The following is a 16,084-nucleotide window of genomic DNA, read 5'->3' on the forward strand; positions in this document are numbered from 1 at the left end:
GAGCCCCGGGGGAGGGCGTCAGACGGTCGCGAAGCGCTGGTTCAGGTAACCGATGATCACCTTGGATTCATACATCCAGGTGGTCTGGCCGTTCTCTTCGATGCGCAGGCACGGCACCTTGATCTTGCCGCCCTGCTCCAACAGGGCCTGGCGGTCCTGCTCGTTGTTTTTTGCGTCGCGCAGGGCCACCGGCACATTCAGGCGATGCAGGGTACGGCGGGTCTTCACGCAGAACGGGCAGGCGTGAAACTGGTACAGGGTCAGGCCCTTGGCGGCTTCCACGACTTGCGCCTGAGCGGCGGCGTCCCGCTGCTGCTTGCGTGGGCGGGTGATGAAGTCGATGAAAATGATGAGTTGGCCCAGGCCGACTCGCAGCGCTTTGACGATCACGGTTATTGCCTCTTGCCCATGAATGAAGGGGCGGCAGCTTACCTGATTTTTCCCGGGCGAAAAAAAACCGGCGATCAACGCCGGTTTTTTCGCCTGCAGCCTGTTACTTGATCAGGCTGAGGAATTCGCTGCGGGTCGCGGCATTCTCGCGGAACTCGCCCAGCATCACCGAGGTGATCATCGACGAATTCTGTTTCTCCACACCGCGCATCATCATGCACATGTGCTTGGCCTCGATCACCACGGCCACCCCGAGGGCGCCGGTCACTTGTTGGACGGCGTCGGCGATCTGCCGGCTGAGGTTTTCCTGGATCTGCAGGCGGCGGGCATACATATCGACGATGCGCGCGACTTTCGACAGCCCCAGGACCTTGCCGCTGGGAATGTAGGCGACATGGGCCTTGCCGATGAACGGCAGCAGGTGGTGTTCGCACAACGAATAGAGCTCGATGTCCTTGACCAGGACCATTTCGCTGTTGTCGGAGCTGAACAAGGCACCGTTGGTGACCTCTTCCAGGGTTTGGGCATAACCGCGGCAGAGGTACTGCATGGCTTTGGCGGCACGCTTGGGCGTGTCGAGCAGGCCCTCGCGGGAGACGTCCTCGCCCAGCTGGCCGAGGATCGCGGTGTAATTCTGTTCCAGGGACATGAAACTACCTGTGGGATTTTACGCAAAGGGCAAGGGTACGGTGGCGGACACGACGCTGCAAGCGTGATGCAGCGGCTTTATTCGTCACGGCCTTCCATCATGGTGCGCTTGAGCATGACGTACAGCGCCCCGGTACCGCCATGCCTGGCCTGGCAGGAAGTGAAGCCCAGCACCTGCGGATGCTGGCGCAGCCAGGTGTTGACGTGGCTCTTGATCATCGGTCGCTTGCCGTCCAGGCGCACGGCCTTGCCGTGGGTGACGCGCACGCAGCGGATTTCGAACTGGGTGGCTTCAGCGAGAAAGGCCCAGAGGGTTTCCCGGGCCTTTTCCACGGTCATGCCATGCAGGTCGAGGCTGCCTTCAAAGGGGATCTGGCCGATCTTCAGCTTGCGCATCTGGCTTTCCTGGACCCCGTCGCGGGCCCACATCAGCTCATCTTCCGGCCCCACGTCGATGACGAACTGGTCGGACAGCCCGTCCACCGTGGTGGTCTCGCTGCGTACGGTGGCCGCCTGGCGCAACTTGGCGATCTGCGCCCGGTCGCTCTTGGGTTTGCCTATATCGGCACGATCGTGCTTGATCGGCTTGACGCCGCGGATCTCGTTTTTGAACAGGGAAAAATCGTCGTCTTGCATGTCAGCCTCCGCGAAGGGCGGCTAGTTTACCCAACTCGGAACACCTTAAGGCGCGCAAATCGCGCCTCGGGAATGTCAGTCGTGTTTTTTCATCAGGTGCGGCGCCATGTTCAGCGCCAGGGGCTGGCGCATGCGCCGCCGGCAGCGCCGCCACAAGCGCACGCCGACATACAGCAGCAACAGGCCGACCACCAGGATCACCGCCGAGCCCGCCGGGCTGGCATTCATTTCCCCCAGCGCCGGGGCACGGCCCAGCAGGCTCGCAGTACCGGCCATCGCCAGCAGCACGCCAAATGTCGCCAGTAGCGCGGAGAATCCCGCACCCAGGCGCAACCGCCAGTTTCGCGGGCTTTTGGGCCGCAATCGGCGTGCGTCAAAACCATCGGATATCTTCATTCCGACCTTCCTCAATGGGTATCGGCCCTTCGACCGGAAGTTGACCGGGTGGTTCCTGAGGCTAAGGCAATTGCTGCAAAGGCGAGGGGTTTATGGATGAGCGGCCCGCCAGCCGCTCACCAGGGCTGATCAGATCAGGCTTGCGGTCTGGGCGAGGGTGGCGAAGTTGTCGGCCATGATTGCCATTTCGGTTTGCTGAACGTGCTCGGCGCTGAGGATGCCACCCTTGTAGGGCAGGTCGCGGGTGGCGCAGGCGTCTTCTACCAGGGTGCAGCGAAAGCCCAGGTTCTTGGCCGCGCGCACGGTGGTGCTGACGCTGGAGTGGCTCATGAAACCGGCGACGATCAGGTCCAGGGAACCTAGGTCCTGCAGGCGCTTTTCCAGTTCGGTGCCGTGGAACGCGCTGGGCAGCAGTTTGCCGATGATGGTTTCGTCGCCTTGGGGTTCAAGGCCGGGAATGAATTCGCCGCGCTCGCCTTGTGGGTCGAACAGGCCGCCGACGGTACCGAGGTGGCGTACGTGCACCACTGGGCGACCGGCAGCCCGGGCCGCGGCCAGCAGTTGGCGGATGTTGGCCACTGCCGCGTCCATGCCGGACAGGGCCAGCGGGCCGCTGAGGTATTCTTTCTGGGCGTCGATGATCACAAGGGTCGCGTGGCTCAAATTGGCCGCTGCATAACCACGACCGCTGAGTTGAAACATCGTCTTTGGAACGGACATTCTGGGGCTCCTGTGAGTGGGGCTTTTGCGCCATTGTCCTCTGGCGGAGCGCTTCTGTGAATCGCTACTAACGTAAGGTGCGCCGTTGCTGGCCTGCAGCCTTGTCAAGTGGGGCAAGGTATGCAGCCTTCCCGAGCAAAAAAACGCTTGAACACTCTTGCCCGTCGCTGGTTTTTCATTCGTCGTCGGCAAGCGTTTTGGCTGTTAGAATCGCCGGTCGTTTTGTCAGGAGTCTGTCCCGTGATCACTTCCCGCCTGCGCACCTTGCGCGACCATATCCGCTGGGCCGTCAGCCGCTTTCATGGGGAGGATCTGTTCTTCGGCCATGGTACCGACAATGCCTGGGACGAGGCCCGTCAACTGGTGCTCGGCGCCTTGCACCTGCCTTGGGAAATTGCCGACAGCTACCTTGATTGCGCGTTGGAAGACGACGAGCTGGTCCATGTGCAGCACCTGCTCAAGCGTCGTATCCAGGAGCGCGTGCCTACCGCCTACCTGCTGGGCGAGGCCTGGTTCTGCGGCATGTCGTTCATTGTCGATGAGCGCGTGCTGATTCCCCGTTCGCCGATTGGCGAGCTGATCGAAAAACGTTTCGAGCCCTGGCTGGGCAGCGAGCCGGCACGGATTCTCGACCTGTGTACCGGTTCCGGCTGCATCGGTATCGCTTGTGCCTATGAATTCCGTGATGCCGAGGTGGTGTTGGCGGACCTGTCCTTCGAAGCCCTCGAAGTGGCCAACCAGAACATCGAGCGCCATGGCGTCGATGAGCGGGTGTTCACGGTCCAGGGCGACGGCTTCGATGGCCTGCCCGGGCAGCGCTTCGACCTGATCGTGTCCAACCCGCCCTATGTCGATGCCGAAGACTTCGCCGACATGCCGGATGAATACCAGCATGAGCCCGAGCTGGGCCTGGCCTGTGGCGAGGACGGCCTGAACCTGGTGCGGCGGATGCTGGCCGAGGCGGCGGACCACCTGACCGAGAAGGGCTTGCTGATTGTCGAGGTGGGCAACAGCCAGGTGCATGTCGAGGCGCTGTACCCGGAGGTCGACTTCGCCTGGCTGGACTTCGAGCGCGGTGGCCACGGTGTGTTCATGCTGACCGCGGAGCAGTGCCGCGAACATCAGGCGTTGTTCGCGTCCCGGGTCTGAGCCGATTGCCGGCCCGCGCAACGCGGGCCTCTGGCGGTCAGGCGTTACGGCTCAGCGATGAGTCGCAATCCAGATCAGCAGCCCGGCCTGGAACACCGCAAAGGCCACCAGGCAGGTGATGGTGAAGCGCAGACCGGTGTCCTCGCGCTTGTACTTGGTGACTTTCTCTTCCTGCTTGCGCAGCTTCACTTCCAGTTCTTCAAGATTCTGTTCGGCCTGCTGGAGCATCTGCGCCGCTTCCAGAATCTCCACGAACTGCAGCTTTTCGCTATTCCACTGGCCCAGCAGTTCACCCACCTGGACATCCTTGACGCTGCCCTTGAGGTGCTGGGCATCGGCATACACCACATCGAAACCCTGGGTGCGCAGCACGTGGTCACGACGCAGGCGCGTGTCTTCGTTGAGGGCATCCTTGTTCGCCAGGTCGAAGCCGTCGACCCGGTAGTGCGGCCACTTCTTCTGGGCCCACTGCGCTGCCTGGGCCAGCAGGAAACGGCCGATTCCGCGGTTCAGCGGTTCGACCTGCAGGCCGCCTTCGGGTTCGAAGTGCACCCGGCGAGTGTCGTGCTCGACCCACACATCCAGGTGATTCTGTTCCTTGCGCACCCGTTGGCCGGGGAGGCTGATGGTCATGCGCAGCAGGCTGTGCTCCTTGTTGTTGCGTTCGGCATAACCGAACTCGACAAAGCGCAGAGGCCGTCCGCCCGTGGCGCGGTCGGTCTGCAAGGGTGCCAGGCGCAGCATCTTGTGGTGCTCGGCCTGCACATCGGCCCACGGCAGCGGCGGCGCTTCCGGGGCGGCGGCTTCCTGCTCGGTGGCGGGTGAATTCGGGGTATCAGTCATAACGGCGAGATCCTGTCCAATCGCTGCGCGCCGACAGCAATTGAACGGCCGGCAAAGGCTTATCGGCCGTTTTTTTCAGGACTGGAGGGCAAAAACAGCCTAACGGGTGTGAAGTCCGTCAATAAAATCGATGATCGCGCTGCCCAGTTCCGCTGCCAGCGGCAATTGCGGGTCCTTGTAGGAGGCCAGCTGGCGCTTGAGGTCATTGGGCACGATGCGCATCACATGGTTCATGCCCTCGATCAGTGCCAGTTGCGCATCCGGTTTGGCGGCCTTGAGGACCCTGGCGTCATCGACGCTGACCTGGATGTCGTTGCTGCCCTGGATGATCAGCGCCGGCATCTTCAGGCGGGCGAAGGCCGCCGCCGGGTCTTCGCGAAACAGGGTGATCAGGTAAGGCTGCACGCTGGGGCGAAAGATGACTTGCAGGGCAGGGGGCACATCCGGGTCGACCTTGCCGGCCTTGAGGCTGTCCAGCAGCTCATTGCTGCGCAGCATCAGCGCCGGTGGCAGGCGGTAGCTCAACTGCTGGCGCAGGATCTGGTCCACCGGGCGGGCGGTTCCGGAGATCGAGATAACGCCTGCGGCATTCAGCTGCGGTGCCGCCAGCGTGGCGATCAGTGCGCCTTCGCTATGCCCCAGGACTATCAGTTGGCCCAGGCGTGGATCGGCCTTGAGCTTGTTGCCCCAGGCCACGGCATCCGCGACATAGGCGTCCAGGGTCAGGTTGCGTTCGTCCGGGGTCGCGGCGAGGCTGGCGGCCACGCCGCGCTTGTCATAACGCACGCTGGCGATGTTGTGCTTGGCCAGTACCCAGGCCAGGCGCTTGAGGCTGTCGTTGCGCCCGCCATCGGGGTTGTTGCCGTCGCGGTCAGTGGGGCCGGAGCCGGAAATGATCAGCACCACCGGCACCGGCTGCTCGGACTTGGGTAGCAGCAGCGAGCCGTACAGCTCACCGTGCCCGGTGTCCAGGCTCACGGGGCGTTGCAGGACGGCCGCATGAACCAGGCCGGTGAACAGGGAAAGGCTCAAGAGAAGAACTCGCAGCATCATCGCGCCATCATGGATAAGGTGCCGGTTTGACTCGGTAACAGGCAGAAGGTTCGAGGATGAACTAGTTGGGTAGCCTGCGTATACTGGCGCACGCGCTAATCCAGATTGAGTTATTTCGGCTGATTTCACGGAGCTCCCTGCATGTCCGGCAATACCTACGGCAAGCTGTTCACTGTCACCACCGCGGGCGAAAGCCATGGTCCGGCGTTGGTCGCCATTGTCGACGGCTGCCCGCCGGGCCTGGAACTGACGCTGGAGGACTTGCAGCGTGACCTGGACCGGCGCAAGCCTGGCACCAGCCGCCACACCACCCAGCGCCAGGAACCCGACGAGGTCGAGATCCTCTCCGGGGTGTTCGAAGGCAAGACCACCGGCTGTTCCATCGGCTTGTTGATCCGCAACACCGATCAGAAGTCCAAGGACTATTCGGCGATCAAGGACCTGTTCCGCCCGGCTCACGCCGACTACAGCTATCACCACAAGTACGGCATCCGCGACTACCGTGGTGGCGGCCGCAGCTCGGCCCGGGAAACCGCCATGCGCGTGGCGGCCGGGGCCATTGCCAAGAAGTACCTGGCCAGCCAGGGCATCGTGATTCGCGGCTACATGAGCCAGCTGGGCCCGATCGAGATTCCCTTCAAGACCTGGGATTCGGTAGAGAACAACGCCTTCTTCAGCCCTGATCCGGACAAGGTTGCGGAGCTGGAAGCCTATATGGACCAGTTGCGTCGAGACCAGGATTCGGTCGGAGCGAAGATCACCGTGGTGGCCGAAGGGGTGATGCCGGGCCTGGGCGAGCCGATTTTCGATCGCCTGGACGCCGAGCTGGCCCATGCGCTGATGAGCATCAACGCGGTCAAGGGCGTGGAGATCGGCGCCGGTTTCGCCTGCGTTGCCCAGCGCGGCACCGAGCACCGTGACGAACTGACCCCGCACGGTTTCCTCAGCAATAACGCCGGCGGCATTCTGGGCGGCATCTCCTCGGGGCAGCCGATCGTCGCTCACCTGGCGCTCAAGCCGACCTCCAGCATTACCACCCCCGGGCGCTCCATCGATATCGACGGCAACCCGGTGGACGTGATCACCAAGGGGCGCCACGACCCGTGCGTGGGCATTCGCGCCACGCCGATCGCCGAGGCGATGATGGCCATCGTGCTGATGGATCACCTGCTGCGCCACCGCGGCCAGAATGCCGACGTGCGCGTCAGCACGCCGGTGCTGGGCCAGCTGTAATGCCGGTCCTGCCAGTCGCCACGGTCTGAAGGCCGTGGCGGCACTTCCCTACTGGCGGCTTTCCAGTTTCTACCTGTTCTATTTCGCGCTGCTGGGCTCGACCGCGCCATTCCTGGCGCTGTATTTCGATCACCTGGGGTTCTCCAGTGCGCGCATCGGCGAACTGGTGGCCATTCCCATGCTCATGCGCTGCGTGGCGCCCAACCTTTGGGGCTGGCTGGGGGACTACACCGGGCGGCGCCTGGTGATCGTGCGTTTTGGTGCGTTCTGCACCCTGGTCTGTTTCTCCCTGATCTTCGTCGACAAGAGCTATGCCTGGCTGGCCATGGTCATGGCCCTGCATGCTTTTTTCTGGCACGCGGTGCTGCCGCAGTTCGAAGTGATCACCCTGGCGCACCTGCAAGGCCAGGCCTCGCGCTACAGCCAGATCCGCCTCTGGGGCTCCATCGGCTTCATTCTTACCGTGGTGGCCCTGGGGCGTTTGTTCGAGTGGTTGAGCCTGGACATCTACCCGGTAGCGCTGGTGGTGATCATGGCGGGCATCGTCCTCAGCAGCCTGTGGGTGCCTAACGCCCAGCCTCGGGTGCAGGGGCCGCGGCACGCCGGGGAGGGCTTTGTCAGGCAACTGCGCAGCCCCGGTGTGCTGGCCTTCTACCTGTGCGTGGCACTGATGCAGATGAGCCACGGCCCCTATTACACCTTCCTGACTCTGCACCTGGAGCGTCTGGGCTATACCCGCGGGGTGATCGGCATGCTCTGGGCCCTGGGTGTGGTGGCCGAAGTGTTGATGTTTCTGGCGATGAGCTGGCTCCTGGCGCGCTTTTCCGTGCGGCGAGTGCTGCTTGCGAGCTTCCTGCTGGCGGCTCTGCGCTGGTTGCTGCTGGGCAGCCTGGCGGAACACCTCGGGGTGCTGTTGTTGGCTCAGGTGCTGCACGCGGCGACCTTCGGCAGTTTCCACGCCGCCGCCATTCATTTTGTGCAGCGCAGTTTCGGTGCCCGCCAGCAAGGCCAGGGCCAGGCGTTGTACGCGGCCCTGGCGGGAACCGGGGGCGCCCTGGGGGCCCTGTATTCGGGTTATAGCTGGAATGCCCTGGGCCCCACATTGACCTTTAGTATTGCCAGCGTCGCAGCCTTGGCCGCAGCCGTTATCATTGCCACCCGCATGCAAGAGGAGTTGCCGTAATGAGCAGCCTGTCCGTCTACCACGTATCCAGTCCGGACCTGCCGAACAAGGTCCTGACCCACTTCGACGATATCGCTGCAACCCTGGCCGAGCAGGGGATTCGTTTCGACCGCTGGCCTGCCACCACGCGTGTTGCACCGGGCACCAGCCAGCAAGAAGTGATAAGCGCCTATCAGGAGCAGGTCGATCGCCTGATGACCGAGGGTGGCTACGCCAGCGTGGATGTCATCAGCCTCGATGAAGACCATCCGCAGAAGGCCGAGCTGCGCGCCAGCTTTCTCGATGAGCACCGCCACAGCGAGGATGAAGTACGTTTCTTCGTTGCGGGCCGGGGCCTGTTCAACCTGCACATCGATGACTATGTGTACGCCGTACTGTGCGAAAGGAATGACCTGATCTCGGTGCCGGCGGGCACCGCCCATTGGTTCGACATGGGCGAGCGGCCGAACCTGGTGGCCATCCGCATGTTCAACAACCCCCAGGGCTGGAACGCCAGCCTGACCGGCGACGCGATCGCCAGCCAGTTCCCGCGCCTGGACGATTGAGCGGGGAGCACAACGTCAACGGGCCGGACCCACGCAAGGTGGGGCCGGCCCGGACAGGTGCAGCGCAAGCGGCTTACGCGCAGTGGTAAGTCGGCAGGGCAAAGCGGTTCTGGCTTTGCAGCATGGAGATCTGTGGCAACTCACTGGCCTGTTCGGCCAAGTCCCGACGAATTGCGCTGATGACCCACGACAGTTGGTCGGCGGCGTGCAACTGTGCGTAGGAGATCGAACGCTTGAACTGTTTGCCTTCGCTGTTGCGCAGGGTCAACAGGATGCCACCGTCAGGGCGTGGCTGGGTGGTCACTTCGAAGTTGGAGAACAGGGAAGAAAATTTTTCTTGGATCAGGCTCATGTCTATCAGCTCCGTTAGCTCTTGAAGGGCAAGCGTGGAGTGATAGGTGCAGCGATTGTGCCAGTATTGTTTTTTTAAAATATCCTTTAAAAACAACAACTTATAAAAATCAAAAAAGCGCCTGTTCGTGCAAATTGCATGAATGGCCATCGTGCATCCTGCATTTTGCAGGTCCGCAGGGGGTGTTGGCGGGTGCCGTGGCAGTGTTGTGACCGCGGGCCAGGGTGGAAAATTCAATCGTTGAAGCGGGGACAAGTACGCTGCGTGGGGAGACCGAGGGTAGATACAAAAGTTTGCAAAAACCCCGTGTACAGCGTCGCGAGAGCTGACGTATTTTCCAGCCAGTCACGTTGGTTCAACCTGGCCTCGGCGGCCCCGCGAAAGCGGCTTGAACGGCGTTTCTGCGACATGGAATGTGTTGTGGCGCGATCTTGCGATCCCGCCCGACCAATAATAAGAACATAGGACGCTCTCCATGAACCTTTCCTGCGCCTCATCGCCGGTGCTCTTTGCAGCCCTGCGCTTGTCCTGCCTTCATCCCTTTGCGAGAGATATCCACAGCTCCCGCGTGCCGCTCGCCGCACCCTGGATCGCTACCCCCGGTTGAGCCTTGCGCCGCTGTTGCCAACGCCCGGCCGGCCAGGCCCGGGCCCAGATCCTTGCTGTGCAACCGGAGCAACCATGAACAAGCACAAGAGCGACATGATCACCTGGGGCATGATGCTGCGTAAGGTGCCCTCCATTGCCAGGGCACTGCCGCGGGTGGTGCGGGGCATGAAAGCGGGCAATATCGACAACCCGGACCAGCCCTGCGGCCTGGGCTGGAGCTTTGAGCAGGCGACCCTGCGCAACCCCGAGGGGCCGGCCTTGCTGTACGGTGACCGGGTGCTCAGTTATGCCCAGGTCAATCAGTGGGCCAACCGCATTGCTGCCTACCTGCAGGAGCAGGGCATCGGCAAGGGTGATGTGCTGGCGATCTTCATCGAGAACCGCCCGGAATTGCTGGTTACGGTGCTGGCGGTGGCCAAGCTCGGAGGCATTTGCGCGATGCTCAACACCGCGCAGACCCAGGGCGTGCTGGCGCACAGCCTGGCGTTGGTGAAACCGGCGGCGATCATCCTCGGCGGCGAGCTGCAGGCCGCTTACTCGGCGGTACGCGAGCAGGTGGGCATCGATCCGCAGCGCACCTGGTTCGTGGCCGATCAGGACACCTTTGCCGACCCCGGGCCGACCCCCGAGGGAATGCGCAACCTGATGGCCGAGAGCGCCGGTTACCCATCGGACAACCTGGCGCAGACCCAGCGCATCTTCCTCAACGACCCTTGCTTCTACATCTATACCTCCGGCACCACGGGGCTACCCAAGGCCGGAATCTTCAAGCATGGGCGCTGGATGCGCACCTCTGCCGGCTTCGGCACCATCGCCCTGGATATGCAGCCCGGCGACGTGGTGTATTGCACCTTGCCGCTGTACCACGCCACCGGTCTGTGCGTGTGCTGGGGCTCGGCGATTACCGGTGCCTCGGGCTTTGCCATCCGCCGCAAATTCAGCGCCAGCCAGTTCTGGGATGACGTGCGCCGCTACAAGGCCACGACCGTGGGTTATGTCGGGGAGTTGTGCCGCTACCTGATCGACCAGCCGGCTTGCGCACGGGATACCGAGCACGGGGTCTCGAAGATGATCGGCAACGGGCTGCGCCCGGGCGTCTGGAGCGAGTTCAAGCAACGTTTCGGCGTCGGTCATATCTGTGAGTTGTATGCCGCCAGCGACGGCAATATCGGCTTCAGCAACATCCTCAACTTCGACAATACCGTGGGCTTTTCCCTGATCCCCTGGGCGCTGGTGGAATACGCCCACGATACCGGTGCGCCACTACGCAACAGCCAGGGCTTCATGCAGAAGGTAGCCAAGGGTGGCCAGGGGCTGCTGCTGGCGAAGATCGACGACAAGGCGCCCCTGGATGGCTACACCGACCCGGAAAAGAACCTCAAGGTGATTCTCAAGGACGTATTCGAGAAGGGCGACTGCTACTTCAACACCGGCGATCTGCTGCGCGATATCGGCTTTGGCCATGTGCAGTTCGTCGACCGGCTGGGAGATACCTATCGCTGGAAGGGCGAGAACGTTTCCACCACCGAGGTGGAGAACGTCCTGCTGGGGCACCCGCAGGTTGCCGAGGTGGTGGCCTATGGGGTCGAGATCCACAACACCAACGGTCGGGCCGGGATGGTGGCGATCACTCCGGCAGAATCCCTGGCGACCCTGGATTTCAGCGAGTTGCTGCAGTTCGCCCGGCAGCAGTTGCCGGCCTACGCAGTGCCGCTGTTCCTGCGGATCAAAGTGAAGATGGACACCACAGGCACCTTCAAGTACCAGAAGAGTCGCCTCAAGGAGCAGGCATTCGATCTGCAGCAAATCGGTGACGAGCCGGTGTATGCCTGGTTGCCGGGCTCGGATACCTACGTGCGGCTGACCCCGCAGATTCTCGCGGACATTCAGGGCGGGCGCCTGCGTTATTGATTCTGCCTATGGTGGCTCTCGGGAAAAAAGGGATGACAGGCTGGCGCCGGCTTGGGGAAACTAGCGCCTTTCCGAATTGCCGAACCTGGAGTTTCCGATGACCGACAAAAGCCGCCAGATGACTGAAGAAGAGGCCGCCCAGTTTGTCGAACAGGTGTTCAACGTGGCCCGCCAGGGCGACGCACAGATGCTCGACAAACTGGCTGCCAGTGGCCTGCCGGTCAACCTGCGCAATCACAAGGGCGACACGCTGCTGATGCTCGCCGCCTATCACGGCCATGTGGACGCGGTGCAGGTGCTGCTCAAGCACCAGGCCGACCCCGAGATCCGCAACGACAATGGCCAGAGCCCGATTGCCGGGGCTGCCTTCAAGGGCGACCTGGCGGTGGTCAAGGCGCTGGTGGAGGGGGGCGCCCAGGTGGAAGGCTCGTCCTTCGACGGACGTACCGCGCTGATGATGGCGGCGATGTTCAACCGCACGGAAATCGTCACCTACCTGATCAGCCAGGGCGCCGACCCCAAGGCCCGCGACAGCAATGGCGTGAGTGCCCTGGAAGCGGCCAAGACCATGGGCGCCATGGATACCACGGCGCAGCTGGAAAAACTCCTGGCCTGAGCCGGCGATGATCGGGGCGTGCAGGCGTCAGGTGCTGCCTGGCGTGATAGCTCGGGCACTTTAGGCTATCCTTCGCGCCCCTTGATTTCCTCGCTTCCAGGATGTGCCCATGAAAACCGCCCTTATCGAACTCATTAGCAAGATCAGCTCCGGGTGCATGGGCGATGCCGAGATCCAGCAGATCGCCGAGGAGGCGAGCCAGGCCTACGCCGACCCTCAGGGATTCCTGGCAGCCAACCCGGATATCAACTACGACGACAGCTTCCCCATTCCCCTGGGGGAATGGGTGGTGGTCGGCAGCCTGCCGGAAACCGTGTTGTTTCAGGCCGATACCTATGTCGACCTGTTCGCCCAGATCGTCGCCTCGTTCGGCAAGGACGTGGCTTTCAACATCAAGCCCAAGCAGTTGGCCAAGATCGAAGCCCTGACGGCCTTGAACCGCATCCAGATCCAGATGGGCAGCATGAACCCGGAAAACGGCGGCTATGTGTTGATGAACTTCAGCCAGTTGCTGGATGACGAGTTGCAGATGGTACTGGTCTACGGCAACGACGTGCCGCGGGTGCTGGAGCTGTGCGCCGAGGTCGGGATCGCCGCAGCGCCGGCCCTGGAGGCCTTGAAGATCGCCGTTCATGTCTGAAGCCCGAGCGGCTGTGGAATAAAACGGAACCCTGATCCAGCACGGCTATCCTAAAGAGGCACGCCATCATTTAGGGAGCGACACCATGGGTTCCACCTTCAATGGCCTGGTTGGCCTGATCATTCTGGCCCTGGATATCTGGGCCATCATCAACGTACTCAAAAGCGGCGCCGAAACCGGGATGAAGGTCCTCTGGGTGCTCTTGATCATTCTCCTGCCGGTGCTGGGGCTGATCATCTGGGCGATCGCCGGGCCGCGAGGCAATGTGCGGCTCTGAAGCTGGAGACGCAGGTTGCACAGGGAAAAGGGCCGTCAGGCCCTTTTTTGTGTGACTAAACATGCGTTGAACGAAATTTTCACAAACGCTCTAAGACAATTCGCCGGCGCTTTTTCCCCGGTATAACTCTCTGTAATCTCTTGTCCCAGAGCCGTTGGCAGTGGGTTTTTCGGTGCTGCCCACTAATCAATGGCAATGCCTTGAGTGATCGTGCAACATTTGCGCACCGCGAATTCCCCCGTCGCCCTGGCGGCAACAAGAGGGCAGAACGCAGCTTTATCTTTGCAACTTAAACTTCCAATGGGTCCTAAAACCACATGGCAAACTCGGATGCCCTGAGTCAGCAGCGATCCTCGAATCGCCTGCTGCAACCGACCGTTAAATCCCATCTGGCCTACACGCTGTTGTGCGCCCTGGTCATGATGGTGATGCTTTCCCTGTTGCGCGTCGCGCTGCTGATCTACAACCGCGAGATGATTCTCGACACTCCGGCCTCGACCTTCCTCGAAGCGTTTGCCAACGGGCTGCGTTTTGATCTGCGGCTGGTGGTCTACCTCAGCGTACCGCTGCTGCTGGCGCTGTTCAGCGCCCGGGCCATGGCGGCTCGCGGGGTGTTGCGCTTCTGGCTGACAGTCACCTCCAGCATCGCGCTGTTCCTCGGCCTGATGGAGATGGACTTCTACCGAGAGTTCCACCAGCGCCTCAACGGCCTGGTCTTCCAGTATGTGAAGGAAGACCCGAAAACCGTGATGAGCATGCTCTGGTACGGCTTCCCGGTGGTCCGCTACCTGCTGGCCTGGGCCGTGGGCACCTGGATCCTGAGCCTGGCATTCAAGGGGGCCGACCGCGCCACCCGGCCCCGCGGCCCGTTCAGCGGCGGCAATGTCGGCACCCGGCAGATTGCCCCCTGGTATGCGCGCATTGCGGTGTTCGTGGTGTGTCTGCTGATCTGCGTGGTTGCAGCCCGTGGCACTCTGCGCCAGGGCCCGCCGATGCGTTGGGGTGACGTCTACACCACCGAATCCAACTTCGCCAACCAGTTGGGCCTCAATGGCACGCTGCAACTGATGGCGGCGGCCAAGGATCGTCTGTCCGAGGACCGCACCAATATCTGGAAGGCCACCTTGCCTCAGCCTCTGGCCCAGCAGACCGTGCGCGACATGCTGCTGGTGCCGAGTGACAAGCTGGTGGATGCCGATATTGCCGCCGTACGCCGCACCTACACGCCGGATGGGGAAAAGACCCTGCCGATCAAGAACGTCGTGGTGATCCTGATGGAAAGCTTCGCCGGGCATTCGGTGGGTGCCCTGGGACGTCCGGGGGAGATCACTCCGTACTTCGACAAACTGTCCAAGGAAGGCCTGCTGTTCGACCGCTTCTTCTCCAACGGCACCCACACCCACCAGGGCATGTTCGCCACCATGGCGTGCTTCCCCAACCTGCCTGGCTTCGAATACCTGATGCAGACCCCGGAAGGCAGCCACAAGCTGTCCGGCCTGCCGCAATTGCTCAGTGCTCGCAACTACGATGACGTGTATGTCTACAACGGCGATTTCGCCTGGGACAACCAGTCGGGGTTCTTCAGCAACCAGGGCATGACCAACTTCATCGGCCGTAACGACTTCGTCAATCCGGTGTTCTCCGACCCGACCTGGGGCGTGTCCGACCAGGACATGTTCAACCGCGGCCTGGAAGAGTTGAAGGCCCGGGAAGGCAAGGGGCCGTTCTATGCCCTGCTGCAGACCCTGTCCAACCACACGCCGTATGCCCTGCCCACGCCTTTGCCGGTGGACAAGGTGACCGACCGCGGCAGCCTCAACGAACATCTGACGGCCATGCGCTACTCCGACTGGGCCCTGGGCCAGTTCTTCGAGAAAGCGCGCAAGGAGCCTTACTTCAAGGAAACCCTGTTCGTGGTGGTGGGCGACCATGGCTTCGGCAACGAGCAGCAGATCACCGAAATGGACCTGGGGCGCTTCAACGTGCCCATGCTGATGATCGCTCCGGGCATCCAGGAAAAGTTCGGCCAGCGTGACCACACCGTGGGCACCCAGATCGACATCGTGCCCACCATCATGGGTCGCCTGGGTGGCGACGTACTGCACCAGTGCTGGGGGCGCGACCTGCTCAACCTGCCGGAAGGCGACAAGGGCTTCGGCGTGATCAAGCCTTCGGGCAGTGACCAGACCGTAGCGCTGCTGACGGCGGACCGGGTGCTGGTGCTGCCCAAGGAAATGCCGCCACGGCTGTACAAGTACGAGCTGGGTTCGGCACCGGGGGGCGAACTGATCCCGGATTCTGCCGATGAGGCGCAGCTCAAGCAGAAGCTGGAATCCTTCCTGCAGACGGCGACCAAGAGCTTGCTCGACAACACCGCAGGCGTGGTCAACGGGAAACCGGACTAAACGCTGCAGCGCCGGCCCTGTCATGCGGGGTTGGCGCAAGTTGCCCGCGTGAATAGAACACCCCACAAGTGGGGTGTTTTTTATTCGGGCTAATAAAAAGGCGCCGGTGAAGACCGGCGCCTTTTTACGTTCAAACATGCTCTGGGGCGAGCAATAAGGGCGTTATATCCTGCCCAGCAGCAAGAGTACCAACAGCACCACCAGCACGACGCCAATGATTCCTGAAGGCCCATAACCCCAGCTTCTGGAGTGCGGGAATACTGGCAGGCCGCCAATCAGCAGCAGAATCAGAATAACGATCAGAATGGTGCCCATGGCTGTTTCCTTATTGGAATAGAGTTGAACAACGCAGTTATTCAAGGACAAGTTCGTTTTAGGGATAAAGCGAACCGCTTAATAAATCCGACTCTGCGCCCTTCCAGAAAATTCCAAGTATTTTTAAAGCTTTCCGCTTTCGGTCTTATTTCCTTTGCGCCTG

At 61.9% G+C, this 16,084-nt stretch carries 18 protein-coding genes; 9 read left to right on the top strand and 9 right to left on the bottom strand.

What is annotated here, in order from left to right; all coding sequences use genetic code 11:
• Window positions 1-18: 18 nt before the first annotated feature.
• The 5 genes from M2395_RS21925 to M2395_RS21945 all read right to left on the bottom strand — a co-directional run bounded on the left by M2395_RS21925 (window position 19) and on the right by M2395_RS21945 (window position 2,790).
• Complete coding sequence (locus M2395_RS21925; protein WP_015636595.1) at window positions 19-390, bottom strand: glutaredoxin domain-containing protein; 372 nt, start codon at window positions 388-390, stop codon at window positions 19-21.
• A 103-nt stretch (window positions 391-493) separates the two neighbouring features.
• A complete protein-coding gene (folE, locus tag M2395_RS21930) occupies window positions 494-1,039 on the bottom strand; it encodes a GTP cyclohydrolase I FolE (RefSeq protein WP_011062625.1) in 546 nt (181 codons plus the stop codon).
• Between the two features lie 77 nt (window positions 1,040-1,116).
• A complete protein-coding gene (locus M2395_RS21935; RefSeq protein ID WP_123431304.1) occupies window positions 1,117-1,674 on the bottom strand; it encodes a Smr/MutS family protein in 558 nt (185 codons plus the stop codon).
• Window positions 1,675-1,749: 75 nt separating this feature from the next.
• On the bottom strand, window positions 1,750-2,070 hold the full coding sequence (locus M2395_RS21940) for a hypothetical protein (protein WP_011062623.1): 321 nt from the start codon (window positions 2,068-2,070) through the stop codon (window positions 1,750-1,752).
• Window positions 2,071-2,199: 129 nt separating this feature from the next.
• Window positions 2,200-2,790, bottom strand: a complete 591-nt coding sequence (locus M2395_RS21945; RefSeq protein ID WP_011062622.1) for a cysteine hydrolase family protein — start codon at window positions 2,788-2,790, stop codon at window positions 2,200-2,202.
• A 240-nt stretch (window positions 2,791-3,030) separates the two neighbouring features.
• Between M2395_RS21945 and prmB the strand changes: the two genes are divergently transcribed.
• Window positions 3,031-3,939 (top strand): 50S ribosomal protein L3 N(5)-glutamine methyltransferase, encoded by a 909-nt coding sequence (gene prmB, locus M2395_RS21950; RefSeq protein WP_011062621.1) that lies wholly within the window; start codon window positions 3,031-3,033, stop codon window positions 3,937-3,939.
• Window positions 3,940-3,990: 51 nt separating this feature from the next.
• On the opposite strand, the gene M2395_RS21955 is transcribed toward prmB, so the two are convergent.
• Both M2395_RS21955 and M2395_RS21960 read right to left on the bottom strand, forming a co-directional pair.
• Window positions 3,991-4,782: a hypothetical protein gene (locus M2395_RS21955; RefSeq protein ID WP_011062620.1), complete on the bottom strand. Its 792-nt coding sequence runs from the start codon at window positions 4,780-4,782 to the stop codon at window positions 3,991-3,993.
• Between the two features lie 99 nt (window positions 4,783-4,881).
• Window positions 4,882-5,835, bottom strand: coding sequence for an alpha/beta hydrolase (locus M2395_RS21960; protein WP_015636592.1), 954 nt, complete (start codon window positions 5,833-5,835; stop codon window positions 4,882-4,884).
• A 141-nt stretch (window positions 5,836-5,976) separates the two neighbouring features.
• Between M2395_RS21960 and aroC the strand changes: the two genes are divergently transcribed.
• From aroC to M2395_RS21975, 3 genes are read left to right on the top strand one after another with little or no spacing between them, the layout of a single operon-like run.
• Window positions 5,977-7,068 carry a chorismate synthase gene (gene aroC, locus M2395_RS21965; RefSeq protein ID WP_053159739.1) on the top strand — a complete coding sequence of 364 codons (1,092 nt, stop codon included), beginning with the start codon at window positions 5,977-5,979 and terminating at the stop codon, window positions 7,066-7,068.
• A gap of 34 nt (window positions 7,069-7,102) precedes the next feature.
• Window positions 7,103-8,251: an MFS transporter gene (locus M2395_RS21970; RefSeq protein ID WP_053153182.1), complete on the top strand. Its 1,149-nt coding sequence runs from the start codon at window positions 7,103-7,105 to the stop codon at window positions 8,249-8,251.
• Window positions 8,251-8,796, top strand: a complete 546-nt coding sequence (locus M2395_RS21975) for an acireductone dioxygenase (protein WP_015636589.1) — start codon at window positions 8,251-8,253, stop codon at window positions 8,794-8,796. The genes M2395_RS21970 and M2395_RS21975 overlap by 1 nt, the downstream gene beginning before the upstream one ends.
• 73 nt (window positions 8,797-8,869) lie before the next feature.
• Here M2395_RS21975 and M2395_RS21980 read toward each other — a convergent pair whose 3' ends face one another.
• A complete protein-coding gene (locus M2395_RS21980; RefSeq protein ID WP_015636588.1) occupies window positions 8,870-9,148 on the bottom strand; it encodes a DUF3509 domain-containing protein in 279 nt (92 codons plus the stop codon).
• Window positions 9,149-9,829: 681 nt separating this feature from the next.
• Between M2395_RS21980 and M2395_RS21985 the strand changes: the two genes are divergently transcribed.
• The 5 genes from M2395_RS21985 to M2395_RS22005 all read left to right on the top strand — a co-directional run bounded on the left by M2395_RS21985 (window position 9,830) and on the right by M2395_RS22005 (window position 15,606).
• The gene (locus tag M2395_RS21985; protein ID WP_015636587.1) at window positions 9,830-11,668 is read left to right on the top strand and encodes a long-chain-acyl-CoA synthetase; all 1,839 of its coding nucleotides are present in this window, start codon (window positions 9,830-9,832) and stop codon (window positions 11,666-11,668) included.
• A gap of 97 nt (window positions 11,669-11,765) precedes the next feature.
• Window positions 11,766-12,284, top strand: a complete 519-nt coding sequence (locus M2395_RS21990; protein ID WP_011062613.1) for an ankyrin repeat domain-containing protein — start codon at window positions 11,766-11,768, stop codon at window positions 12,282-12,284.
• Between the two features lie 109 nt (window positions 12,285-12,393).
• Window positions 12,394-12,924, top strand: a complete 531-nt coding sequence (locus tag M2395_RS21995; RefSeq protein WP_015636586.1) for a hypothetical protein — start codon at window positions 12,394-12,396, stop codon at window positions 12,922-12,924.
• A gap of 85 nt (window positions 12,925-13,009) precedes the next feature.
• Window positions 13,010-13,201: a PLDc N-terminal domain-containing protein gene (locus tag M2395_RS22000; protein WP_015636585.1), complete on the top strand. Its 192-nt coding sequence runs from the start codon at window positions 13,010-13,012 to the stop codon at window positions 13,199-13,201.
• A 317-nt stretch (window positions 13,202-13,518) separates the two neighbouring features.
• Entirely contained in the window at window positions 13,519-15,606 is a 2,088-nt protein-coding gene (locus M2395_RS22005) for an LTA synthase family protein (protein ID WP_011062610.1), read from the top strand.
• 162 nt (window positions 15,607-15,768) lie between these two features.
• Here M2395_RS22005 and M2395_RS22010 read toward each other — a convergent pair whose 3' ends face one another.
• Window positions 15,769-15,921, bottom strand: a complete 153-nt coding sequence (locus M2395_RS22010) for a DUF3309 family protein (protein ID WP_007945780.1) — start codon at window positions 15,919-15,921, stop codon at window positions 15,769-15,771.
• Between the last annotated feature and the right edge of the window lie 163 nt (window positions 15,922-16,084).

Source organism: Pseudomonas sp. BIGb0176 (assembly GCF_024810175.1).
Lineage (GTDB): Bacteria > Pseudomonadota > Gammaproteobacteria > Pseudomonadales > Pseudomonadaceae > Aquipseudomonas > Aquipseudomonas protegens.